This is a genomic window from Gleimia coleocanis DSM 15436 (genome assembly GCF_000159015.1).
Lineage (GTDB): Bacteria > Actinomycetota > Actinomycetes > Actinomycetales > Actinomycetaceae > Gleimia > Gleimia coleocanis.
In genome coordinates this window covers 321,826-345,727 of record NZ_DS999545.1, presented here as the reverse complement: position 1 = coordinate 345,727, position 23,902 = coordinate 321,826, and the positions used below count along the sequence as shown (strand labels likewise).

Genomic DNA, 23,902 nt, shown 5'->3' with positions numbered 1-23,902 from the left:
GCTCAGGTAACACAACAACACTCAAGCTCGTGACCTAGCTTATTTCCCAGATACAAGCCGCACCTATCGTGAGCTTCTAGCGAAGAATCCACCACAACTTGTAGTAGCCGATAGGAAAAGCAGCTTCACCTCAGTATGCGCTGCTGCCTGACCTAACACACGTATCCAACGGTTAATGAAAGCTCATAACCACATTAAAGGAAACCTTAACAGTCAACTACTCACAATACTTAAACACCACCGTGGAATGAACGCCAACCATCAACCAAATTTGTCCTATGACCTCAGATTGGCTTGGAAAAAACCCGGCACTCAGACACAATTACAAGTATGAGTGTGAAAAAATCCCTGCCCCCAACCGCAGCCCCCATTCTCAAAGTAGAGAAACTAGCGGATACAAAACTCACATGCTTAATCAGCCCACAGCATAGCGTATGTATCCTCACTGATACTGACCACGAAGCCACCCAACTATTAAACGAACTTTTTCTCACGGGCAAAGCAAACGCTACCTACACTACTGAAGCAGGGCAACTACATACCCCATCTGAGAACGTTCGCGCAACCCAGAAAAACCTCTGTAAATGGCGTCAAACAAACCTCAGTATCTGGACAGAAAACTCCGCCTTACCTAAAGGACTTAAGGTACACGATCTGCTCTCCCGCGCACACCGAAAATCCTCTACCCCGCTTAGTTACAGTGAGTACGAGCAAATTATTTCGCTCCTGAATCTCGCCAGCTTAAAATCCCAGCAGTTTAAAAACCTCAACGAAGCTGCACAAACCCGAGTAGCTTTAGGGGTCGCCCTCGTGAAAAAAACTCCCCTGCTGGTTGTTGCAAACCCCGCTGCGAAGCTTCCCTACGAACAAGCCCATGAACTGGTATTCACACTGCTGCGTGGAGCAAAACAAACGGGCAGCGCCGTCCTCTACACAACCACTGACCCTGCGCTCGCCAGCTACGCAAGCCAAACTTTCTTTTATTCCGAGGGCGGATTCCACGATGTATCCACGCACACAGCTAGCGAACTTCAGGCCCTCACCGCGCACCTGCAAGTAACTCAGGCAACGAAACTACATGCCAAACAACCCCTTGCCCCTGCTCCTGAACCAACCTGGCATCCACGCCCAGTCCCACTACCAACACAGCCACAAGTAGTAGCGGAGACCCCCGTATCTGCCACTATCGAAGAACGCATTAACCTCGACCTCCTCGGCACTTTAAAAACCCTGCCCCCTGCTGAACCCGACACAGAGATTCAGCCACTCCCCGGAGAAACTCTGGAAGAAACCTTGCAACGCCTGGCACCAGCACGCGACTTTGACCCTGACGCCGCGCACCTGCTCGATGAAGCTCAAAAAATTCTACAATCCTTACCAGGGGCAATCGCACCAGACTTCCCGCCCCAAATAGACGGAGGAAAATAATGAAAGTCTACCTAGCCCAAACTAAAACAGATTTCCTCTGGCTATCCTCTACCCTAGTGATCAACCTGTTGCTCGGACTTCAACTTACACAAATCCTCAACAGCGCGTACCACTCGCCGGCAATCCCCATTGCCCTGCTTGCACTGATCAACCTAGGAATCTGCGTCGGCTACGCAAAACATAATTTTCCGCAAGCCAACTACGCGTACATTACAGGTGAAAGTTGCCTTAAAATCTCCCGCAAAACTTGGATTCCTCTGGTAATCAGTGGTGGGCTGGGATACTACCTGCCTCTCGGCTTTATTATTTTCCTGCTTGAGCACTACCAAGCACCGTATGGGCGCCCAGACTTTTACTCTTATTTCATCTTCGGAACTGAACTGTCCTACTGGGTAGTTGCGGCTTTCATCGGCGTAGTCTGCTTTGGCGTGACTATCCCTACAGTAGCTAATCTCCTTACCAGAGCCAAACTCTACAAGGACGGTTCGTTTTAAACGCAATCAGTATAGTTCCAAGGAAAAATCTAAGAATTTGTGAAAAACTAGAAGCAGACAGAGTTTACTCTTAGGAGAAAAGAAAATGGCAACTGAAACCCCCAAGCCAGTTGAACCAGTGACTATTGTGGAAACCACGCAGTCACGCGGTAATACTTCCGTTGGTCAACTGTTCGCAGAAATGACCGCGCAGGTTAGCACCCTGATTCGCAACGAAATCGAACTAACCAAAGTTAAAGCTGCTTCCATGCTGAAGAAGCTCGGCATCGGCGCTATTTTGCTCGTTGTAGCTGCGGTTTTCGCACTGTATCTGCTGGGTTGGATTTTCCACACCATTGAGCTAGCTTTCGCACTAATTGTGCCAGCTTGGGCAGCTTCTTTGATTACCACCAGCATCTTACTGCTTATCGTCTTAGTGTTGGCAGGTGTCGGACTTGTGCTAGTGAAAAAGAGCCAAGCGGACAAACCAAATCCGCAGGAAAACATTAACCTCAGCATCGCTGCAGTGAAGAAAGGTCTTGGAAAATGAGCGAAGCACGCACTGTTGAAGAAATCGAAGCAGAAATTGCGCGTACTCGCATCGCTTTACAGTCAACCATAGACGAACTAACTCACCGCGTAGATCCTCGCGCACAGGTTGCTGATTTAAAAGAACGCGCTACTGAATACGGTGAAAAGGCAAAAGAATACGCCTTGGATACTGTTGAAAAGGCTAAGGCTGGTTCTTTGAAAGAAATCGGCATCTTAACAGGTGTTGCCTGCGCAACCCTGCTGTGTTTAGGTTTGCTTTTTAAGCGCTAAATTTTTTGTAACGATACGCAGTTTTTAAGGTTTATTTGCGTGCCAGATAGAGAAAATCTGTTTAATTCGTTACAATAAGCTAGATAGGTTAGTGAAAGTTTAGGAACCTTTGGTTCCGTTCTACAGTGGAGGGGGTCGACGCCTATGGGGCGCGGCCGTCAGAAGGCCAAGCAAACGAAGGTCGCTCGCAAGCTGAAGTACTTCAGCCCTGAGACAGACTACGACGCTTTGCAAAAAGAACTCGCAGCAGCTCGTGGAGAAGATGATTCACCATATGGTGAGATTCCTCCAGCTACTGACGATGATGACTGGGATGACTATCGCTAAAATATAGTCAGATTGAAAGGTACTTGTTCGCGCAACAGGTACCTTTCTTTTTATTTCTAATCTGTACCTGCATTACCTCGCTCAGTACAGGCTTCTACTATTCCGCTTTTCGCACCCTAAATTCAGAATATTCTTACCGGCTAAAAACCCTCAGCAACTACCGTGTTTAGCTTGAGGTAAAGCACTAAACTGCAAGGAACACGTTTTGTGTCAGATGGTTTTATCTTTAGGGAACTTTCCATCCTGTTTCTGGAGTCCATTTCCATTTGTAACCAGTGCTGGAAGTACACTCTACTGACGTAAATCCTTCTACCGCCCAGTGGTTAGGAGGAAGCTGCATCATTTCTGTTTTTATTTGATAGGGACCGGCTGCGGTAAGTGGGTTTTCGATAGAAGAAGTAGTGTTTTTTCCTATCCTGGTTGTCGAGTATCGGTAAATGAAGTAGCGTCCTGGAACAACCACAGGAATAACGATTTCATAGTGACAGATGGTTTTATCTGGTTTTTGAGACCAAAATTTTAGAACGTAGTTACTGAAGGTAAGTTGTTCGGTCTGCGGGAAATCTAAAAGTACACCCCAATATTTATTATCACTTGAGTAGTATCCATCTGGAACTGGCAGATTCGCTTCTTCCGCCAGTCCACCAAATCGTGGCTGCAACCGAGGCAAGTAGGTTTTATCTTTTTCTTGCCGTTCCTTTTTTATGCGCAGGGTTGAGTAGAGAGTGGCTCCCCCACCGAAAAACAAACCAAACGCGGCGACTGTTGTACCAGCCCATTCTGCTAGTGACCCTAGTTCCATTTGTTCCCACCCGACTTCATTACCAATGCTTACTTTATTTATTCTACTGAATAAGTTTTTCAAAAAACTCTGTGGGAACACCGTTATTTACAGTGAAAATCATTTTGCCGCCACGTGCATTTTAATTCTTCAGATATGAACAGCGAGTGAAAATACTCACAGATATGCCCCTAATGTGCATTTAATAGCTATCCATAACACTAAGCACTGTCCATTTTCCGAATCTTCCGCTTCTCACAAAGCAAAATATGAGATTCTAAAGTGATTTATGAAAGGAGTAAACATGCGTTCTCTGCATAGCAAAACAGCTTTATCACTAACTGCTGTACTTGCACTGGGGTTCAGTACACTGATTACACCCCCAGCTTTAGCAACTTCAGAACACACCAATGAAGATGCCCTCACTCTGGTCCAATCAGCTCCTAAAGACCAGCGTGTTAAGGTAATGGTTCTACTTCAATCACAGCCTGAAGATGGCCCAGCCTTCGCTAACCAGCTCGTGAATCTGCGACAAGTCCAGCAGCTTCAAGACCAGCTAGCACAAAAATTTGATATCACTCCGGATCGTGAATTCGGTCTGCTTCTAAAAGGCTTTTCCGCCTGGGTAAATGAGTCTGATATCCCAGAAATTCAAACTTTCCCAAAGGTCGGTAAGGTAGCAAAAGTACGTACCTACCGTCAGCTGGCAGTAAACCCAGCTCATTACCAGTCGATTCTGCCAGCTATGCACACGGCAGCTGATCTAACCCGATCTGAAACAGCACGTCAGCAACATCAGCTAGATGGTCGCGGGCTGGTTGTTTCTATTATTGACTCTGGTTTAGATATTAACCACCAAGATATGCAGCTCAGTGACGGGGTAGTCCCTAAACTGCAACCAGCAGCAGGTTTCAATGCAAAAGTCCCGTTTGGATACAACTATGCTGATGAAAACCAAGATGTCATTGACTCAACAGCTAGCCAGCATGGTCAGCACGTAGCAGGTATTGTTGCCGCAAACGCGGGCAATGACCTAAAAGGCATTAAAAACTTCACTCGAGTTACTGGCATTGCTCCCAACGCACAGCTACTAGCAATGAAAGTATTTTCTAATGATGTTGAGCGTGGCAAGGCTGCAGCAGCAGATGACATCATTGCAGCTATTGAAGACTCGGTAAAGCATGACGCTGACATTATTAATATGTCTCTGGGACAAACCAATGGATCTGCTGATGAAGATTCCGGCGAACGCTTAGCAGTTGCAAACGCACGTAAGGCCGGGGTCGAAGTTATCGTTGCTGCTGGTAACGAAGGCAAGAACTCTTCTTTCGCTGGCGCAACTGAAGATGACTTAGGGTTTGCCGATGACGGCACAGTTGGCACTCCCGCTACAGCTCCTTCTGCATGGGCGGTCGCCAGCTATGAAAACTCCACGATTGTGCGTTCGCTAGCTAAGTTTAGAGCTTTCGAAAAAATTGGTACTGTAGCTTCTGCAGGCACTGGAACTAACACTGGAAATCTTCCAAATATCCCCCCACCGCCTGCTCTGCCTAAAAATAGGTTAATTACTCGGGATGTACCTCCTCCGCCACCGTTGCCACCTGGTCCACCACCGGCACCAGCATTGCCTCCGGTACCTCCCCCACCACCATTACCACCGGCACCAGGATTACCTGATTTACCACCGCCGCCACCACTACCTCTGCCACCTGCACCAACCCCTGGTGCGGGTACCGTGGAAAATCCACGTGATGCGCAGATTGGAGCGCTCGTAACCGAAGGTGAATTCATTTACGACCTGCAAACTGGATCACTCGATGGAAAAACCTACCGTTTGGTCTATGGTGGTAAAGGTAAAGTTGGGGAAGTTCCTGCCAGCGCGAAAGGTAACTTCGTGCTTATTGAACGTGGTGAAGTAACCTTCCACGATAAGTTCTTCCAAGCTCAACTCAATGGAGCTGCCGGCGTAATCCTTTATAACCACGCTGACGGTGGAGACGATCTACCAGGAATGGGAGGAATCGAATCCTTCACATTCCCAGGTGTCGCTATCGGCCACCAGGCTGGTGAAGAATTACGTAAGCAACTAGAAAACGGGAAAATCGTTGAGCTAACCCTCACTGAAAAACGTCAGGCGCAAGCTAACCCAGCTTCCCTGCGTCCTTCAGACTTTACTTCCTGGGGTACTCCAGCAGATCTGTCATTCAAACCAGAAATCGCTGGTATCGGTGGTAACGTTTACTCTACTATTAACCACAACAAGTACAAAGTATCATCCGGTACTTCCATGGCTACGCCACACGTGTCTGGCGTAATGGCATTGATGCTCCAAGACGCTACGAAACGTTTCCCGCACCTTTCTGCAAATGAACGCATTGAACGCTCCCGCAAGGTGCTGTCTAACACCGCGCAGGTGCTAGCTGACACTAATGGAGTCCCTTTCGCTCCACGCCAAATTGGAGCGGGTCTGGTAGACACTCTTGCAGCATTAGAGGCTACCACTATCGCAACTGTAGCGGGTAAGCCAGTAGCCGAACTTAAAGAAGTTAAGGGATCTGAAACCTTCACAGTGACATTGCGTAACGATGGTAATGAATCACAATCGTTCAATGTTTCGCCAACCTGTGTGATCAATGAGGAAGAAACTGACGCGACTACGACTGTATGTGGTGTCGGTGAATCAGTAGTCGCCTCTGTAGCTACAGTTGTTGTCCCAGCTGGTGGCACTGCTGACGTAACTTTCACTGTGAACGTTCGAACAGGTGAAAACCACTGGGTTCAAGGCTGGGTCCAATTCACTCCGGTTACCGCCGGTGCTCACCCGGTACTTTCCCTACCTTTCTTAGGTTTCGCTGGTGACTGGAATGCTGAACCTATCATTGACGTTCCACTCTACGAATCAGCTACCCCTATCTTAGGTAAAGAAGGGGCCACTCCTCCGATGCGTACTGCACTGTACACCACCATCAACGGTGGTGAACTCACCCTTTCTAAGGATGCGGCGTTTATTTCTCCTAACGGCGACAACTACTCTGACAGCGTGTACGCAAAGGTAGCGTTACTGCGTAACACGGAAGAGATTTCCGTTTCCGTCCTGGATAAGGACGGTAAGGTGTTGCGTGAACTAGGTAAGGTTGAGGACGCTACCCGCCCATCTTTGAAGGAACTCGCAGAAGCTCCTCGTGGGTCGCTAACTCAAGATCTGTCGGGAATCTCCTTCAATGGACGTATCTACAATCCAAAGACTGCTAAGTTCGATACTCTTCCAGACGGAAAGTACACCCTGCGTGTAGCAGCTTCCTTAGGGAAAGACTGGCCAGCGCAGAATACCGACATGCAGTTCGGTATCGATACGGTTGCACCAACCGTTGAAATTCTCAGTGTGGAATACAACGAGGACGGACACGCAGTTGTAACAGTTAAAGCAACTGACGATAACTCCGGTGTGAATGCCGTACAAGGTTTCCCAGGCTACGGCTCAATGATTCCATCTGAAGAGCTTGGCAACGACACTTACCGTATTACCGTGCCAGCCCCACAGCTGTTCGAATACGTTGAAGTCTACGTATCAGACTACGCTACCAACGTAGTTCGCAAAGTTAAGTTCTTCAAAGACTCTGAACTCTTCTTCGACTCCGAACCATCCATTAAAGATGAGCATCTGGGAATTAATGCTATCTCCGATCAGACTGACAACGCCCTGTTCGTAGATGGCGAGCTGGCCCTCACCGGTCGTGTTGGTAAGGACGTAGCAAAAGTCCGCGTCAACGGTGTAGAAACCGAAATCGGCAAGGACCAGCGTTTCATCTTGCACGTCCCAGTTGTAGCTGGGCAGAACAACTTGGTTGTCGAAGCCCTTTCAGCAACCGGGGAAGTACTCTACAGTCGCCCGCTGTCTTTCTCACACGACCCTCAGCCACCACAGATTACGCTGACTGCACCAGCTGGTGCCCCTGAAGTGCCAGCACAGCTGAATGCTGACGGTACGCTCACCATTACCGGTACAATTACCGACGACATGGCGAAGGTAAAGCAAGTTGAAATCGACGGACAAAAAGTTACGGTAGCTGAAGATGGTTCCTTCACCTACACGTTCACTCCGTCCTCGAAAGACACGTTCGTAACTGTGCGTGCACTCGACGGTGCGAATATGGGTCAGGTGCTGATTCCACTAGCGCGCCCAGCTGACACTTCGGAAGCTCTGCGTCTACGAGCCAACGCCACCATTGAACGCGCGATTAACTTCGTGCAGGTAGGTGACGACTCCGTCACCGGAGATACCGGAGACCATACCTTCACCTGGGCGGGTATCCTTTCAAGGCTGCCTAAAACCTTCCAGGTAGACGGCAAGGACGTCACCGTTGAACCGGATGGACGTTTCAAGATTGAACTGCCACTGGCTGAAGGCATCAACTCTTACAACGTGGTTATCATCGACCACGATGACGAGATTGTGAAGGATACTGCCCTGCGCGTCTACTTCGACACCCACGCTCCTGGCATGGTTTTGGACGAGCCAAAGATTGACGCTGACGGTGCCCTCTACGTAAAGAACCTTGACCCAGTGAAGTTCGCGGGTGAGGTTTGGGATAACGCTTTCGGATATTCCTTAACTTTGAATGGCGATGCCGTTGAGAGTTTCTCTTCTCGTTTCGAAGCTAACCCAAATGTGAACCGCCGTCCTTTCTCTAAGGATGTGGAAATCGCTGCGGGTGACACAATTCTGCTGGGCTTGTACGACCAGGCGGGTAACTCCTTCCTGCAGTTAATTCCAGTGGTACATGATCCGATTGCTCCGGAAGTTAAAATTTCTGGAGTTAGCGCGGGTCAGCGTATTCCAGCTGATCGAGTAATCAAGGTGGTTGCCTCCGATGAGAATCTTGCGTCCCTGCGCGTGCAGTTGGACGGTCAGGAACTCGCCTTGGTAGAGACTAAGTCTGTAAAGGCTAAGGGTGCTGATTTCCACTTGGTTGGGGATAGGGACACTGGTTTACGGACTCCGGCTCTCTTATCTGGTAAAGAGGATGCGCCAGCAGAGCTTTCTGGTTCAGCTGTAGTGTCTGAAGCTGGCGCACAAACGCGTTCTGCGGGATCTGAAGCTCTGGCAGTTTCCCAGCCTTTGGAAGTTTCCGAGGGCGGCACAGCAGATAATCTTGTCACTGACGCAGCTTCTGCCGCAGCAGACCCTGCGGTGACTGCTGAGGATGAACCTAAACCAACTGGTGATGGTTACACAGAACTGACTTTCGCAGTGCCTACCCCACTTGCAGTAGGTAACCACAATCTGAATGTCACTGCAGTTGATAAGGCGGGCAACACCACCTTGCGGGCAGTTCCATTCATTGTCGGCACCCCTCAGGTTAAGGGCGATGGTCTGCCAACTGAACCAGTTAAGCCAGGTAAGGTTGTTAAACCTAAGCACCAGGGTTCCCCAGATGGCTCCCCGCTGGGTAACGGTAATGCTGGTCTGAGCGTCACTCACAACCAGGCAGGTAAAACTGCTGGCGACCTCGCTAACACAGGGGCTTCAACGCAGCTAGCTTTGTCTCTAATGACTTTAGCTGCCTTAGTTGGAACTGGTTTGCTGGCTTGGCGCCGGAAGATAACTAAATGAGCTAGTTACAACTAATAGATAACTGTTGGGGTTGGGAAGTTTAAACTTCCCAACCCCAACAGTTTTTAATACTCCCGTTTTGTCATCTGTCATACAGAATCCTCAGCACCGTAAATCATAGGGACAAAACTTAACCTGTCACCTAGAAGCATGTATGGTTGCTCATTAATAGCTTTCATAAAATGAAACGGAGGCTCACAATACTGTGAGCCTCCGTTAGTTACTGAATCTATTACAGCTGATACTTGTGAACCAACAACGCTGCACCGCCGTCAACGCCCTTAGCTCCCTGCACTAAACGACCTTCAGGTAAACCAGCTTCATCAGAAGCAACTACGCGCCCCAAAACCCACGCTGACATACCGGCAGCAGCTAAAACGGAAACAGCTTGGGCTGCGCCCTCGGCAGAAACCACAGCAACCATACCAACCCCCAGGTTCAACGTCTCTTCTAACGCTGCCCAAGGAACTGCCCCTAAACGACGCATCACGTCAAAAACCGGCGGAATAGTCCAAGAATCGCGTTCCACAATCGCAGTTAGCCCCTGCGGAATCACACGAGAGATATTCGCTCCTAAACCGCCACCAGTAATATGCGAAAGCGCATGCACCTGTCCGGGCAAAGCATCAATCAGAGCCAAACAGTCGCGCGTGTATAAGCGAGTTGGTTCCAAAACTTCCTCACCTAATGTGCGACCAAATTCATCCACGTGACGATCCCACTCCCAACCAGCATCAGCAATAATGCGACGCACGAGTGAATAACCATTGGAATGTAAACCGGAAGCCGCCATGCCAATCAGTACGTCGCCAGCCTGCACTCGGTGCGCGCCAAGCAGATTAGGCTCATCAACCACGCCAGTAGCTGCCCCCGCAATATCGTATTCGTCCTCAGCCATCAACCCCGGATGCTCCGCAGTTTCGCCGCCAATCAGCGGGCAATCCACCATCGCGCAGGCCTGCGCAACACCTCTCACAATATCCGCGATCTTTTCAGGAACTACCTTGCCAGTAGCAATGTAGTCGGTCATCAACAGTGGCTTAGCGCCCATCACAACCAAATCATCCACGACCATGCCGACCAGATCCTGACCGATAGTGTCATGAATATCCATAGCCTGTGCGATAGCTACCTTCGTGCCTACACCGTCAGTGGATGACGCTAAAAGCGGGCGCTTCATTCCAACCAACGCAGATGCGTCGATTAAACCTGCAAACCCTCCAGCGCCTGCCAAAACCGTGTTGTTATGAGAGGCATTAACCGCGGCTTTCATGAGTTCAACCGTGCGGTCTCCGGCTTCGATATCCACTCCCGCAGTAGCGTAGTCAACCATTTCTGGCTCCTTAGTTTCTTTATCGAGGGCGGATTCCACACCCACCCGTCACTTCTACAGTTTCAGCAGGTGGTGGCACCTGGGGTTCCCGGAACTGGCGTTCCCGGTGGGATAGGCATCGGGTATTCGCCGGTGAAACATGCAAGACAGAGCCGGTCTTTTGTTTGCCCAGTGGCTTCAACAAGTGCTTCCAACGTTAAGTATCCCAGTGAGTCAGCACCAATGGAGCGACAAACAGCGGCTTCGTCCATTGCAGATGAGATGAGTTCCGCGCGGGTGGGGAAGTCAATGCCGAAGAAGCACGGCCACATAACTGGCGGTGCAGAAATGCGCACGTGGACTTCTTTCGCGCCGGCAGCCCTAAGCATGGCAACTAAGGCGCGTTGCGTGTTACCGCGGACAATCGAGTCATCTACTACCACCAGGCGTTTACCTTCAATGATTTCCCGCAGTGGGTTTAGTTTCAAACGAATACCTAGCTGACGTAGGGACTGAGTAGGTTGAATGAAGGTGCGTCCTACGTAAGCATTTTTTACTAAACCCTGAGCGTACGGAATACCAGATGCTTGCGCGTAACCTATAGCCGCGGGCGTGCCAGATTCGGGGGTGGCGATCACCAGGTCAGCGTCCACTGGGAATTCTTTCGCCAGAGCAGCTCCCATAGCTTGTCGTGCAACAATAATGGATTTCCCAGCGATCTTCGTATCCGGACGTGACAAGTACAAGTATTCAAAAGCACAACCATGTGGAGTGGGCTCAGCAAATTTATATGAGCGAACTCCATCTGAATCAATAGCGATTAGCTCGCCGGGTTCAATTTCGCGAACAAAGTCAGCGCCCACAATATCAAGAGCAGCCGTTTCAGAGGCAAGCACCCAACCAGAGGTGAGGCGCCCTAACACCAGCGGGCGAATACCGTGAGCATCCCGAGCCCCATAAAGAGTCCGTTCATCCATGAAGCAAAGCGAAAACGCGCCAGTAACTGCAGGTAGCACGTTCAGAGCTGCTTCAATAAGTGAACCACGCACAGTTTGCGGAACTTCTACTTTAGTTCCTACATCTGCACGGTTAGCTTTTTCTTTTGCAGACCCATAAGCACCCAGCAGTGCAGTTAAAACCATAGTGTCCGTGGATTCAGAAGAAATCTCTCGTTCTGAAACTTCTTTAACTTTTCCACGTAGTTCTTGCGTATTAGTAAGGTTGCCGTTATGTGCTAACGCAATCGTTCCAGTCGGGGTGGGACCTAAGGCAGGTTGAGCATTTTCCCATATATCCGCCCCTGTAGTTGCGTAGCGAACATGTCCTACAGCAAGATGTCCTTTTAAACCGGTGAGTGCCTGATCATCGAAAACTTGCGACACCAGACCCATGTCTTTATAAATACGGATTGAGCGACCATCTGATACGGCGATACCAGCAGACTGCTGGCCGCGATGTTGCAGGGCGAATAGACCAAAGTAAGTGAATCGGGATACCTCTTCACCAGGGGCCCAAACTCCGAATACCCCACATTCATCACGAACAGGGGTGTCGGAAGGCGATAAATCTAAGGATAATTTTCCATCTCCACGCACAGTTTCATTCTAGTAGGCAAGCTGATTACGAAGTTAAGTTGTGTCAATAAATGGGCAACTCAAAATTAATCTTTCGTATTAAGTTCCGAAGACCGCGAAGCAGAACGCCCCAACAAATGAGAACCCACCGGAGCAGACAAGGTTTGGAATAAAACAATCAGCATAGAAACATAAAACCACTGCCAAGTTTGATGGGTACAAACCAGCCCCAAAGCAATTAAAAAAACACCCAGCCACTGTGGTTTCGCCGCCGCATGCATACGCGTAAAAATATCGTTAAATAACAAAACCCCCACAGATGCCACTAAAAGAACCAGCGCCGCGCCTACAAAACACACAGCCCCAACGTAAAGTAAAACCGTGTTCACTGTAACTCTCCCTCAACTACGGAGTCGATCAGTTTAACGCCCTCGTGAGAATCCCGTACCGCCACGAAACGACTCACAATCACCGCACTAAAGAAACCCGTCAAAGCCAACAACACTAAGAAAACCATAGTCTCTTCCCGTGGTGAATAAACGGTCGCTAACCCTCCACCTGCCAAAGCCACCACAGTCAGCACATCCACTGCCACAGCCCGATCCAAAATCGTTGGACCCAACGTTAAACGTACTAGCGTCAGCAACGCTGCCAACAATACTAAAACCCCCGCAAACACGTACAACCAAAATAGCATCGCTACTTCCCCTCACTGGTTTCCTGTGATCTCACATTCAACCCCGTAGAACAACGCATAATCCGCGCTTCCTGCGCTTGCGTAGCCGCAACCACTCCAGCTTCAAAACCGGAAGCTTCTAAATCAAACACGTGCAACGTCAACTCAGCTGCCTGCGCATCAACTTCCAACACAATCGTTCCCGGAACCAAGTTAATCAATCCCGCTGTCATCGCCAAGACAATATCCTGCGCGCATTTCAGAGGCACTACTACCACAGCCCCCTCCCCTACCGGAGCTGGTAAACCGCGTAACCGAGCTAACAAAGTAGCCAAAACTGCTTTCGTCACCAGCCAGGTAGCTAAAACCACATCACGTAAAAACATCAGCATCAAAAACAGAAACGGTAGCACACGTAAACGCCTGAAAAACCCACTATGCGGTAGTGGTAAAAATATCTGCACCGCGAGCGCTATGAAAACTCCACCAATAATAGTTAGTGGGTCAAAACTTGCGAAGAGGAGCATCCAAATTCCGAAAAGCCAACCGGTTATGAAAAGCGATACACGGTTTAATAAGGTTTTCACTTCCGTTGGCCTTTCTCATACCAGTTTATTGACCACTCCTGCAGATACTGTGGAGCTTCCTCACGTAAAGTTTTAGATTCACCAATACCACGCCTATCTTCACCTAGCACTGCGTGAATGTAGGTGTAACGGGTGAGCTGATCAAAAGCAGCAGCCTGCGCGTACTTATAAACGAACCCTGCAAAACCACTCATTGCTAGCATGACTACTAACAGTCCACCAGCGGCAACATACATTAAATGATTAGTACCTGTGGCTGATTTTTCAGCTTCAGTACGGGAGCAGTCTTGAAGCAGATCAGATTTATCTGCAAGTTGCCGTTGGCGTTGAATACGGATTTCATACGCGGCTTGCTGTCGAGCCGACATTTCTTCACCGAGTTCTCGGTCAATAACATAATGGTCATCAGCTGGCTGCCAAAAAGCGTAGTTCCAGACTTTCACCACTACATAAAGAGTGAGGAATGAAGTCACTAAACCTGCACCTAGCAACGCCCACGCCAGTAGCGAATTTCCTGAGTTCACAGACGCCTGTGCTAAGCCAAGTTTCCCTACAAAGCCGGTTAGCGGGGGAATGCCAATGAGGTTTAATGCCGCTACTAGGAACATTCCTGACAGCAGTGGGTATCCTTTGAACATTCCGCCGAGTTCTCGTAGAGAAGCAGTCCCTCGGTAGCGTTCAATCAAACCAACGATGAGGAATAAGGTGGCTTGTACCAGAATATGGTGGGCGGCGTAGAAAATCGTGGCTGCTACCCCATTTAGGGAATGTAATGCTAACCCCCAAATCATAAAGCCAATGTGGGATACCAGCGTAAATGAGAGGATACGGCGAATATCATCTTGGGCGACTGCTCCAAGGATACCGACTATCATGGTGGCCACCCCCACTACTCCTAGCAGCAGGTCTGTTTCACGCCCGGGGAATAGTAGGACTTCCAAACGAATCAGCGCGTAAATCCCAACTTTGGTGAGTAGACCGGCGAATACTGCGGTGACGGGAGCGGGTGCGGTGGGATATGAGTCTGGTAGCCAGGCAGCCAGGGGAAATACCGCGGCTTTGATTCCGAATGCGACCAGTAGGGTGAGTTCGATTATCATTCCCGAGGGCGCCTCTAACTCTCGCAGTCGGAGTGCTAACTCCGCTAAGTTAATGGTGCCTGTAGCCGCGTAAGCATAGGCAATGCCGATTAAGAAAATTAAGGATGACACTAGGGAGATCACTACATAAATGGTGCCTGCGCGAGTACGCCCCTCTGTGCCTCCAAGCGTAATCAGCACAAATGAGGCCCCCAGCAGCATTTCGAATCCTACGTAGAGATTAAATAAATCTCCCGTTAAAAAGGCGTTAGAAACTCCCGCAACCAAAATCAAATAAGTAGGGTGAAAGATTGCTACCGGCACATCCGGATCGTCATCAGTTAGGTTTTGTGCGACTGAATAAGAAAGAACCGCGAGGGTTACCAGCTGAGATACCACTAGCATCAAAGATGCTAACCTGTCGGCAACTAAAGTCACCCCGATTGGCGCCGCCCAGTTACCCATATCCAAAACTACAGGAGACTCATTAGCAGCAATTGCTAAAGAAATCCCCACGCCTAGAACAATCACTAAAGTGAGTATTGACATGAGCTGTTGCAAACGCGGACGGCGACTAGCTAGCAACGCTAAACCAGCTGCAAAAAGCGGTAATAGTACGGGGATTGGAAGTAGCCAGTTCACTTTACTTCACCGTCCTTTATTGCGCCCTCAAATTTTGAAGAATCTGTAGTTTTACCAACCAACTCATCTAAAATATGTGCGGGCTCCGCTGTTTCTATATCTTCTGCATCATAATCAACTGCCGGATCCTCATCACCCGTCGAAGCCTCAGCTAAAGACTGGGCAAACTCTGCACGCTTTGCGAGTAAACGATCCTCTACGTCGTCAATGACTTCATCGTGACCAACCTGCACCCACGAACGATACGCCAACGCCATTCCAAACGCCGTGGTGCCTAAACCAATCACAATCGCCGTAAGCATCATTGCCTGTGGGAGCGGATCCACCACACCAGGCAAACCAGTTTCAGCTACCCTATTATGTCCCAGTAAGGCAGGTAAACCAGCTGCACCTCCCGACGCTAAAATCAGCAGATTTACTCCATGAGTAAGTAACGCTAAACCAATCACAATCCGCGTCAAAGCCCGGTCAGTCACCAAATACGCGCCGCAGGCAATAAGAACCCCAGCTAACGCCACTAAAGTTACTGAAGCCATCACCCCTCCTGCTTCACTTCATCTAAATGAGCGCCCAGCGCCATCACAATGTCCAAAACCAATGCGACCACCAAAATATAAACACCCACATCCAATAACAATGCAGAAGTGAAATGTAAATGCCCGAAAGCCTGCCAACCCGTCAAAGCAGCTAAATCCCAATCGAACTCTGCGGTTTGCAAAACCGATCCCCCAAAAAGCAGCGGCAATATACCACTTAAAGTTGCTAAGAAAAGCCCCAGCCCCAGCAATCGCCCCGGATTAAGTGGCAACGCGAGTTTCAGCTCATGACGACCACCCGCCAAATACCGCAAAATTAAAGCAATACCCGCGACCATTCCGCCAACGAATCCACCCCCCGGCGCATTATGCCCCGTAAGAAGTAGCCAAATCGAAGCCACGACTAAGGTTGGGAACAATAACCGCGCACTAACTTCCAACATCAACGATCGCTGCTGCAAATTCAAAAACTGTACGCCGGGAAGCCACTTCCCACGCTTCAACATCGGGCGAACCCGAATCTGCTGCGAACGCCGCGTCAAATAAATCAGTGAAGCCACCCCCGTAGCAGTCACCAGCAGAACTGAAAGTTCCCCAACTGTATCCCACGCGCGTACGTCCACCAAAATAACATTCACAATATTTTTACCGGCGCCAAATACGTAGGCTTCCGCTGGAATCAAAACAGAATTCGGAACTGCCGTGCGCACCTGTGCAATGACGAGGCTCCCCACGGAAACCACCAACCCTAAACTGACCGCTACCGCTAAACGCACCCACCGGGAAGAAACCAGTGGACGGTCGGAAAAATACTTAGGCAACTTACGTAAAACCAGCACGAATACCAGTAGGGAAACTACTTCTACTACCAGTTGCGTAAGCGCTAAATCCGGCGCCCCGTAGTCAACGAAAATAATGGCCACGCTTAAACCAACAACTCCTAAAGCTAAAACAGCTTTCAATCGCTTCCGAGAACGCACTGTAATAATAGCTGCCAATACAGCGACAATAGCGGCTCCCACCTGTAACCCAGAATCAGCCAGCGGAACCGAATACTTAAACACTCCTTCAGCAGAAAATCTGCTAAACACTGAAACCAGACTGAACCCCAGCATACTAATCAGCACCAGCATAATAGTCATAACGTCCAGCGGTAATGAGCCCCGCTGTACCGCAGCCGTTACTTTTGCCGAACCCTGCTCCAAAAGCACCAGGGTCCACCGGTACAACGACGTAGCTTTTAAACCAGGTACCTCTAGTTTCGCTTGGAGTTGCTCAACCCGCCCTCTAAATAGGAAAAGTAGCCCACCGCCAACAAAAATCGCCAACGTAACCAGCGCCGGAGCCCACCCCGACCAGTACGCTACGTGCGCATGCCCCGGTAAAGTTTGGAATGTTCCCTGATGTAAAATCGCGTCAGCTAAAGACACCACCGGTAGGTAAAATGATAAGGCTGCCAAAACTGCCAAAGGAAAAGCTGCTAAACCAGGCAAAGGCTTACATTCACACCACGCAACCCCCGGTTTCACTCCAAAAGCCCCCCACCAAAAACGCAGGGAGTACGCGGCCGTCATAACCGAACCAGCTACCAAAATAAGTAAAAATACGCTCTGCATAGAATCTGAAATCCAAGTTGCATCAGTTCCAAATAACCCCGCAGAAACCGCAGACTCCTTACCTAAATACCCTAAAAATGGTGGGAAGCCCGCCATCGAAGCTGAAGTTACTAAAGCTAACGCGGCTAGTAACGGCTGGCGAAACAACAATCCCGAAATCTTACGCAGATCTCGTGTCCCTGTGAGTTTTTCAATCAAACCTACCGTCATAAACAGGGTGGATTTGAAAAGAGAGTGTGCGACTAGCATTACCACGCCCGTTGCCAGCAATGTTTGCGACCCAAATCCCACGGCAGCTGCGATCAGCCCCAGCTGTGAAACCGTTCCATAGGCTAAAACTAGTTTCAAGTCTGTCTGGCGTAACGCACGATAGCCACCTACCAGCATCGTTGCCAAACCGAATCCCACAACCGTCGCAGACCAACCTGGAATTAGTGACAATCCGGGAACTAAACGCGCCAGCAAATACACACCTGCTTTAACCATTGCTGCGGAATGTAGGAAAGAAGACACTGGGGTAGGTGCTGCCATTGCGCCGGGAAGCCAGAAATGATTTGGCACGAGGGCGGATTTTGAAGCGGCTCCGGCAAAGATTAATAGGCTCGCAATTATCGTCTGTAGTGAATCAACTGGATAATCTCCTCTTGCCATCGCTTGCAGTAGGTTTGAAATGATGAAGTAGTTTTTCGTCGTTGAATGAGGCAGGGCAATCATTACGAAGCCCGCGAACATCGCTAAAGATCCTAGGGAAGTAACGTGAATTGCCTGACGGGCGGCTGCTCTGGCCGCGCGGCGGTCATAATGATGGCCGATTAAGAGGAATGATAGGATTGTCGTCAGTTCCCAAAATAGATACACCATCATCAAGTGGTTGGCGGTTACCAGCCCGTACATGGCGGCTGCGAAAGCAGAAAAAACAGCAGTAAACAGGGGTAATCCAGCAGCGTTTTCAGGGAAGTAACGGCTGGCGTAAATCATCACGAGCGCACCAACTCCGGTGACAATTAAGCTCATCAGCCACGATAACCCATCGAGTTGAAAAGTTAAGGACAAGTCAAGGTTATTTACCCATATGTAGGACTGTTGTAGGGGGGTTTCAGAAAACGCTTGCTTGTATTGGGTTGCAGTCCAAATGAAGGTTACTAGCAGTGGTAGTGCCAGGATAAGCAGAGCGTTTCGTTTGAACCGGCGAGTCAGTGCAGGCGCAAATAGTGAGGCAGCGAATAAGAAGGTGACGAGGTAAAACACAGTTAGAGTCCTTGGCGCTGTTTGGGATGCTCTTTCCAACTTAACAGTGTGAGCTCGCTCGCGCGACATTTATTGCCGTTGTATGTCTTAGCAGAGTTGATATCTTCTTGCGACTGGGCTCCGCTTTACCTGTTGCGCGGAAAGTTAGATAATTAAGGGGACTATGCGTTCTACTTTAACTTGCTTGATTTTTTCGGAATGCACCCAGTATTAAAGGAGCTTTGGTTGAACCCGTCTACTGTGCGCCTCGTGAGCTTACTTCTCGCTGTAATTATTTCCGGGATTGGTTTAGCCGCGTTTCTTCGCGCGATTCTCGTACTGGTTTCACGTATTAAGCAGGGGCGTCCGCAACCTAGCCGGTTTAATCACCCGTGGCAGCGGTTAAAAATGCTGCTGTTAAACCTGCTGTCACATAAGGAATTTAAAGGTCGCCCGGCTGTGCGGATTGCGCACTGGCTGGTGATGGTTTCTTTCCCAGTTTTATTTTTAACCTTAGTAACCGGCTACGGGCAGCTTTTTAACCCGGCTTTCCAGCTGCCTCTCTTGGGGCATTTTTTCCTGTTTGAGTGGCTGGTAGAGTTTTTTGCTTGGGCTGGTTTAGCGGGCATTATTTGGCTGATTTTTGTGCGCGTGCGGGCTACGCATGGTTCAGTTGAAGAAGCCGAGGGCGGCACACTACGTGTTTCTGCTAAGCACGAGCCTAACAGCCCTTATCCTCAAGGAGCTTCACGTTTCTTAGGGTCTACCCGCTGGGAGGCTCGCTTTGTTGAAGCGATTATCCTTTTAGTGGTTGTAGCAGTGATTGGTCTACGAGCTTTAGAATTCGCCCTTGGGAAAACGAGAGCTACGAATGAGTTCGGGACTCTTATTCTGAATCCTGAGTACGCAACTGCCTGGCATTTCCCCCTAACTGCGTGGCTGGGGACTTTACTGGCTAAGCTACCAGTAAATGCTCTGCTGAGCGCCTTGTATGTTCTGGCTTTCCTTAAAATCGCAGTTTCTATGATCTGGATGGCTGTAGTTGGCGTAGTCACCACGATGGGCGTTGCCTGGCACCGTTTCTTAGCGTTGGTGAATGTTTATGCGCGTCGGAATGCAGATGGGTCTAAGTCTTTAGGAGCTTTGCCGCCTCTGTTGGTGGATGGTAAACCGGTTCGTTCTGATGAGGACTTAGAGTCTTTGGATGAGGATGCGGTACTGGGCTATGGTTCTGTGGCGGACTTGACATGGAAGGCTCGTTTAGATTTTTCGACTTGTACTGAGTGTGGTCGTTGTCAGGAGCTTTGCCCCGCATGGAATACGGGTAAGCCACTTTCTCCGAAGCTGTTGGTGTTGTCATTGCGTGACCATGTGGCGGCAGTGGAAGTTACGAAGGCTCTGCCATCTCCTGAGGGGAATGAGGTTGATCCAAATTGGCCACAGTCTGCACATTCTGTGGATGTTTTAGCTGCTTTGCGGGCGTCTGGTAATACGGGCGACTCTGGGGTTTCTTTGGTTTCTGCATCCCTGGTTGGTGAAGTGGTTTCTGAGGATGCCCTGTGGGATTGTACGACTTGTGGGGCTTGTGTAGATCAGTGTCCGGTGGATATTGAGCATGTAGATCATATTATTAATTTGCGTCGCCACCAGGTTTTGATGGAGTCTGCGTTTCCGCGGGATTTGGCGAAGCCTTTCCGCTCGTTGGAAACGAAGGGGAATCCGTATGGTCAGGCTGCGCGTAAACGTATGGATTGGGCAAAGAACCTTGATTTTGATGTCCCGGTAATCGGTGAGGACGTTGAGGATGCGTCTGAGTTAGATTGGGTTTTCTGGGTTGGTTGTGCTGGCGCGTTTGATGATCGGGCTAAAAAGACTTCTGCGGCAGTGGCTGAGTTGTTGTGGCGAGCTGAAGTACGTTTTGGCGTGTTGGGTTCAGGTGAGTCTTGTACGGGTGATCCGGCTCGTCGTGCGGGTAATGAGCTTTTGTTCCAGATGTTGGCAGAGCAGGCTATTTCCACTTTGCATGAGGCTTCGGTAAAGCGGATTGTAGTGTCGTGTGCGCATTGTTTTAATACGATTGCAAATGAGTACCCTGAGTTGGGTGGTACTTTTGAGGTGATTCACCATACGCAGTTGTTGAATCGGCTGGTGCGTGAGGGGCGTTTGCGGTTGGCGGCTCCTCCTGTTTCTACTTCCGAGGGCGACGCTGTTTCTTCCAGTATTTTGAAAACTAAGATTACGTTCCATGATCCTTGTTATTTGGGGCGTCATAATCAGATTTTTGAGGCTCCGCGTGAGTTATTGTCGGCGGATTCTCAGTTGGAGCTGGTGGAGATGCCACGATCACAGGACCGTGCTATGTGTTGTGGAGCGGGTGGCTCTCGCGCTTGGATGGAAGAGTCTCGCGGGCAGCGGATTGCTCAGGTACGTGCTGATGAGGCAGCTGAAACTGGGGCTACTGTGGTGGCTACGGGTTGTCCGTTCTGTACGCAGATGTTGTCTTCTACAAGTGCTTCGGTTGAGGTTAAGGACGTGTCGTTGTTGATGTTAGACGCGGTGCGTCGCGGGGATGTTGAGTAGTTTTTACGTTTCCCCAACATGAAAACCCGGGTTTTCGTAGTGGTGAATGTTATTTTCGAATACCTGCTAGCGCGGTACTTTCCCTGACGATTAGTTGTGTGGGGATGAGTGTTGCAAATTCGCCTGCGATTACCCCCTGGTTTATTTGTTGTATTACTAGGTCCACCATGGTTCGTCCGGTTTTTGCGAAGTCTTGACGTACGGTGGTGAGTGGAGTGGGTAAGAATTCCCCTAGTTCGATTCCATCGAAACCGATGACTGAGACCTCTGAGGGGACGTTTACTCCGGCTTCGGAGAGGGCACGCATGACTCCGACTGCGATTTCATCGTTGGCACACATAACTGCGGTGATTCGCTTATCGGCGGCAATCTGTTTTCCAGCTTGGTAGCCTGATGCGGCTGTCCAGTCGCCGGGGAAAGCGGGGATTATTGGCAGTTGTGCTTCTTGGAGGGCTTTTTCCCATTCTTCTTTACGTAACAGTGCAGATTGGGAGTTACGTGGTCCGGTTACGTGGGCAATGTATTTATGCCCTAGTCCGATGAGGTGCGCCATGGCTTGACGCATTCCGGCGCGTTGGTCGGCATTCACTGAGGGGAAAAGGTGGGTGAGGGCAGAATCGGCGACGACTACTGGAAGGCCTGATGGTAGGGATAGTTGTTCGTTAGTTGAGGTACCGGCTTGAACGATGATTAGTCCGTCGATGGCTTGTTCAGAAAGGCGTCGGACAAGTTTTCTACCGTCGCCTTTTTCTGGTTCGTGGGTCTGCACGAGCGCAATCGTATATCCCGCTTCGAGGGCGGCTTCTACTACTCCGCCCGCTGTGAGAGATTCACCAGTGCGTTCAATTCTTTGAGTGAGTACGCCTATGACTTTAAATTTTCCGGAGCGCAGGGCGCGAGCTGCGCGGTTTGGAGAGTAGCCGAGTTCCGCCATAGCTGCAAGGACTTTTTCCCTGGTTTTGGGGCTTACCTGCTGGGCTCCGGTGGAGATGCGGGAGACTGTTTGCGAGGATACCCCCGCTAGTTTTGCAACATCAGCAATTGAGGGGCCCACTCGCTTCTTTGCGCGTCGGGTTGTTACCATGACTCCTACTTTATCACCTGATTTCCACTCTGTTACCAAAGTGTTATTTAAGAATCTGGAAAATGTTTACGTAAACACGATACCATGTTTACGTAAACATCGAAGCGGTCACCGAAGACCGAATCAGTTACACATTCACAGAAGAAAGAGGCTCAAAGATGAGGAAACTCCGCAACTCAGTAATTGCCGTTGCAGCAGCAACCACCCTACTCTTGTCTGCATGTGGCGGCGGCGCTGCCGACAACAAGGCAGCTGATAAAGACGACAACACCCTCACCGTCTGGACCTGGGATCCAGCATTCAACATCTACGCGATGAAGGAAGCAGAAAAGGTCTACCAGGAAACCCACCCAGACTTTAAGCTCAATATCGTAGAAACCCCATGGGATGACGTACAGTCCAAGATCATCACCCTGGCACAGTCCGGTCAGACCGACCAGCTACCAGACATCTTCCTAATGCAGAACTACGCATTCCAGAAGAACGCTATCAACTACCCAGACCTGTTCACCGACCTAACCGACTCCGGCATCAACTTCAAAGACTTCCCTAAGTCAGTAGTTGACTACTCCACTGTTGACGGCATGAACTACGGCGTTCCATTCGACTCCGGCACCGCTATTTTGGCACTGCGCACCGACGTCCTGAAGGAAGCCGGCTTCACCGTAGCTGACTTCACCGACATCACCTGGAACGAATTCATCGAAAAGGGCAAAGTTGTTAAGGAAAAGACCGGCCGCCCAATGATCTCCACCACCGCTGGCCAGTCTGACATCGTTAAGATCATGATGCAGTCCGCAGGCGCATCCTTCTTCAACGAAAAGGGTGAACCAACTATCGCTGACAACGAAGTTCTGCTGAAGGTCACCAAGACCTACAAGGACCTGGTTGACTCTGGCGTACTGCTCGAAGTTAACTCCTGGGACGAATTCATTTCCTCCTTCGTTAACGACCAGGTAACTGGCGTAATGCAGGGCGCCTGGATTTCCGGTTCCATCCAGACCGCAAAAGACCAGTCCGGCAAGTGGGCAGTAACCTCCATCCCAGCACTCGATGGTGTTGCCGCCGCCACCCACTACTCTGCAAACGGTGGTTCCTCTTGGGCAGTTTCCGCTAACGCAAACGTAGAACTAGCAACCGACTTCCTGAAGTCCACTTTCGCTGGCTCCACCAAGCTCTACGACACCATCCTCCCAGCATCCGGCGCAATCGCTAACTACATCCCAGCTGGTGATTCCTCCGTCTACGCAGAACCACTGGAATTCTTCGGCGGCCAGGCAATCTACGCTGACATCGTGGGCTACGGCAAGCACGTACCATCCGATAACACCGGCGTTTACTACTACGAAGGACTGGCAGCAGTATCCGCAGCTATGACTAAGATCGTTCAAGGCCAAGATCCAAAGACCGCTCTGAAGGAAGCACAGGAAACCGTCGAATTCGAAATGAAGTAAGGTTTCCAACCTAAAACTAAGGTGGGGGCGCAGTCAACCTCTCCGACCGCGCCCCCACCTTCACACTTACACTCTTCTTCCGCCCTCGGG

General features: G+C 49.9%; 18 protein-coding genes. 8 read left to right on the top strand and 10 right to left on the bottom strand.

Annotated elements, in window-relative coordinates; translation table 11 throughout:
* The first annotated feature begins 330 nt into the window (after positions 1 to 330).
* From HMPREF0044_RS06405 to HMPREF0044_RS06385, 5 genes are all read left to right on the top strand, one after another.
* Positions 331 to 1,428, top strand: coding sequence for a P-loop NTPase family protein (locus tag HMPREF0044_RS06405; RefSeq protein WP_006547319.1), 1,098 nt, complete (start codon positions 331 to 333; stop codon positions 1,426 to 1,428).
* On the top strand, positions 1,428 to 1,922 hold the full coding sequence (locus tag HMPREF0044_RS06400) for a hypothetical protein (protein WP_006547318.1): 495 nt from the start codon (positions 1,428 to 1,430) through the stop codon (positions 1,920 to 1,922). Before HMPREF0044_RS06405 ends, HMPREF0044_RS06400 begins: the two co-directional genes overlap by 1 nt.
* Positions 1,923 to 2,007: 85 nt before the next feature.
* Positions 2,008 to 2,451 (top strand): phage holin family protein, encoded by a 444-nt coding sequence (locus HMPREF0044_RS06395; protein WP_006547317.1) that lies wholly within the window; start codon positions 2,008 to 2,010, stop codon positions 2,449 to 2,451.
* Positions 2,448 to 2,723: a DUF3618 domain-containing protein gene (locus HMPREF0044_RS06390; protein WP_006547316.1), complete on the top strand. Its 276-nt coding sequence runs from the start codon at positions 2,448 to 2,450 to the stop codon at positions 2,721 to 2,723. The genes HMPREF0044_RS06395 and HMPREF0044_RS06390 overlap by 4 nt, the downstream gene beginning before the upstream one ends.
* A gap of 144 nt (positions 2,724 to 2,867) precedes the next feature.
* Positions 2,868 to 3,050, top strand: a complete 183-nt coding sequence (locus HMPREF0044_RS06385) for a DUF3073 domain-containing protein (protein WP_006547315.1) — start codon at positions 2,868 to 2,870, stop codon at positions 3,048 to 3,050.
* A gap of 226 nt (positions 3,051 to 3,276) precedes the next feature.
* Here the strand turns inward: HMPREF0044_RS06385 and HMPREF0044_RS06380 are convergent, their stop codons facing one another.
* A complete protein-coding gene (locus HMPREF0044_RS06380; RefSeq protein WP_040313075.1) occupies positions 3,277 to 3,852 on the bottom strand; it encodes a hypothetical protein in 576 nt (191 codons plus the stop codon).
* A gap of 283 nt (positions 3,853 to 4,135) precedes the next feature.
* On the opposite strand from HMPREF0044_RS06380, the gene HMPREF0044_RS08380 reads away from it, so the two are divergent.
* Complete coding sequence (locus tag HMPREF0044_RS08380) at positions 4,136 to 9,445, top strand: S8 family serine peptidase (RefSeq protein ID WP_040313074.1); 5,310 nt, start codon at positions 4,136 to 4,138, stop codon at positions 9,443 to 9,445.
* A gap of 232 nt (positions 9,446 to 9,677) precedes the next feature.
* On the opposite strand, the gene purM is transcribed toward HMPREF0044_RS08380, so the two are convergent.
* The 8 genes from purM to HMPREF0044_RS06335 form a co-directional block, all read right to left on the bottom strand.
* A complete protein-coding gene (gene purM, locus HMPREF0044_RS06370; RefSeq protein WP_040313191.1) occupies positions 9,678 to 10,778 on the bottom strand; it encodes a phosphoribosylformylglycinamidine cyclo-ligase in 1,101 nt (366 codons plus the stop codon).
* A gap of 62 nt (positions 10,779 to 10,840) precedes the next feature.
* Positions 10,841 to 12,352, bottom strand: a complete 1,512-nt coding sequence (gene purF, locus HMPREF0044_RS06365) for an amidophosphoribosyltransferase (protein WP_040313072.1) — start codon at positions 12,350 to 12,352, stop codon at positions 10,841 to 10,843.
* A gap of 65 nt (positions 12,353 to 12,417) precedes the next feature.
* Positions 12,418 to 12,720, bottom strand: coding sequence for a monovalent cation/H(+) antiporter subunit G (mnhG, locus tag HMPREF0044_RS06360; protein WP_006547310.1), 303 nt, complete (start codon positions 12,718 to 12,720; stop codon positions 12,418 to 12,420).
* Complete coding sequence (locus HMPREF0044_RS06355) at positions 12,717 to 13,028, bottom strand: MrpF/PhaF family protein (protein ID WP_006547309.1); 312 nt, start codon at positions 13,026 to 13,028, stop codon at positions 12,717 to 12,719. Before HMPREF0044_RS06355 ends, mnhG begins: the two co-directional genes overlap by 4 nt.
* A gap of 2 nt (positions 13,029 to 13,030) precedes the next feature.
* On the bottom strand, positions 13,031 to 13,594 hold the full coding sequence (locus HMPREF0044_RS07990; protein ID WP_006547308.1) for a Na+/H+ antiporter subunit E: 564 nt from the start codon (positions 13,592 to 13,594) through the stop codon (positions 13,031 to 13,033).
* Complete coding sequence (locus HMPREF0044_RS06345) at positions 13,591 to 15,315, bottom strand: Na+/H+ antiporter subunit D (protein WP_050754375.1); 1,725 nt, start codon at positions 15,313 to 15,315, stop codon at positions 13,591 to 13,593. Before HMPREF0044_RS06345 ends, HMPREF0044_RS07990 begins: the two co-directional genes overlap by 4 nt.
* The gene (locus tag HMPREF0044_RS06340; protein ID WP_006547306.1) at positions 15,312 to 15,851 is read right to left on the bottom strand and encodes an NADH-quinone oxidoreductase subunit K; all 540 of its coding nucleotides are present in this window, start codon (positions 15,849 to 15,851) and stop codon (positions 15,312 to 15,314) included. The genes HMPREF0044_RS06345 and HMPREF0044_RS06340 overlap by 4 nt, the downstream gene beginning before the upstream one ends.
* Positions 15,851 to 18,715 carry a Na+/H+ antiporter subunit A gene (locus tag HMPREF0044_RS06335; RefSeq protein ID WP_040313070.1) on the bottom strand — a complete coding sequence of 955 codons (2,865 nt, stop codon included), beginning with the start codon at positions 18,713 to 18,715 and terminating at the stop codon, positions 15,851 to 15,853. Before HMPREF0044_RS06335 ends, HMPREF0044_RS06340 begins: the two co-directional genes overlap by 1 nt.
* 198 nt (positions 18,716 to 18,913) lie before the next feature.
* Between HMPREF0044_RS06335 and HMPREF0044_RS06330 the strand changes: the two genes are divergently transcribed.
* Positions 18,914 to 21,274, top strand: a complete 2,361-nt coding sequence (locus HMPREF0044_RS06330; RefSeq protein ID WP_006547304.1) for a heterodisulfide reductase-related iron-sulfur binding cluster — start codon at positions 18,914 to 18,916, stop codon at positions 21,272 to 21,274.
* 49 nt (positions 21,275 to 21,323) lie between these two features.
* Here HMPREF0044_RS06330 and HMPREF0044_RS06325 read toward each other — a convergent pair whose 3' ends face one another.
* Positions 21,324 to 22,358 carry a LacI family DNA-binding transcriptional regulator gene (locus tag HMPREF0044_RS06325; protein WP_006547303.1) on the bottom strand — a complete coding sequence of 345 codons (1,035 nt, stop codon included), beginning with the start codon at positions 22,356 to 22,358 and terminating at the stop codon, positions 21,324 to 21,326.
* Positions 22,359 to 22,516: 158 nt separating this feature from the next.
* Here HMPREF0044_RS06325 and HMPREF0044_RS06320 point away from each other — a divergent pair, with 158 nt between their 5' ends.
* Positions 22,517 to 23,812, top strand: coding sequence for an ABC transporter substrate-binding protein (locus tag HMPREF0044_RS06320; protein WP_006547302.1), 1,296 nt, complete (start codon positions 22,517 to 22,519; stop codon positions 23,810 to 23,812).
* Positions 23,813 to 23,902: the final 90 nt, after the last annotated feature.

What these genes read in the sequence shown, in the direction of transcription:
- HMPREF0044_RS06330 (WP_006547304.1), top strand. Translation starts at nt 18,914, where the DNA reads ATGCACCCAGTATTAAAGGAGCTTTGGTTGAACCCGTCTACTGTGCGC.
- HMPREF0044_RS06395 (WP_006547317.1), top strand. Translation starts at nt 2,008, where the DNA reads ATGGCAACTGAAACCCCCAAGCCAGTTGAACCAGTGACTATTGTGGAA.
- HMPREF0044_RS06405 (WP_006547319.1), top strand. Translation starts at nt 331, where the DNA reads ATGAGTGTGAAAAAATCCCTGCCCCCAACCGCAGCCCCCATTCTCAAA.
- HMPREF0044_RS06340 (WP_006547306.1), bottom strand. Translation starts at nt 15,851, where the DNA reads ATGGCTTCAGTAACTTTAGTGGCGTTAGCTGGGGTTCTTATTGCCTGC.
- HMPREF0044_RS06320 (WP_006547302.1), top strand. Translation starts at nt 22,517, where the DNA reads ATGAGGAAACTCCGCAACTCAGTAATTGCCGTTGCAGCAGCAACCACC.
- HMPREF0044_RS06325 (WP_006547303.1), bottom strand. Translation starts at nt 22,358, where the DNA reads ATGGTAACAACCCGACGCGCAAAGAAGCGAGTGGGCCCCTCAATTGCT.
- HMPREF0044_RS06380 (WP_040313075.1), bottom strand. Translation starts at nt 3,852, where the DNA reads ATGGAACTAGGGTCACTAGCAGAATGGGCTGGTACAACAGTCGCCGCG.
- HMPREF0044_RS08380 (WP_040313074.1), top strand. Translation starts at nt 4,136, where the DNA reads ATGCGTTCTCTGCATAGCAAAACAGCTTTATCACTAACTGCTGTACTT.
- HMPREF0044_RS06400 (WP_006547318.1), top strand. Translation starts at nt 1,428, where the DNA reads ATGAAAGTCTACCTAGCCCAAACTAAAACAGATTTCCTCTGGCTATCC.
- HMPREF0044_RS06390 (WP_006547316.1), top strand. Translation starts at nt 2,448, where the DNA reads ATGAGCGAAGCACGCACTGTTGAAGAAATCGAAGCAGAAATTGCGCGT.
- HMPREF0044_RS06385 (WP_006547315.1), top strand. Translation starts at nt 2,868, where the DNA reads ATGGGGCGCGGCCGTCAGAAGGCCAAGCAAACGAAGGTCGCTCGCAAG.
- purM (WP_040313191.1), bottom strand. Translation starts at nt 10,778, where the DNA reads ATGGTTGACTACGCTACTGCGGGAGTGGATATCGAAGCCGGAGACCGC.
- HMPREF0044_RS06355 (WP_006547309.1), bottom strand. Translation starts at nt 13,028, where the DNA reads ATGCTATTTTGGTTGTACGTGTTTGCGGGGGTTTTAGTATTGTTGGCA.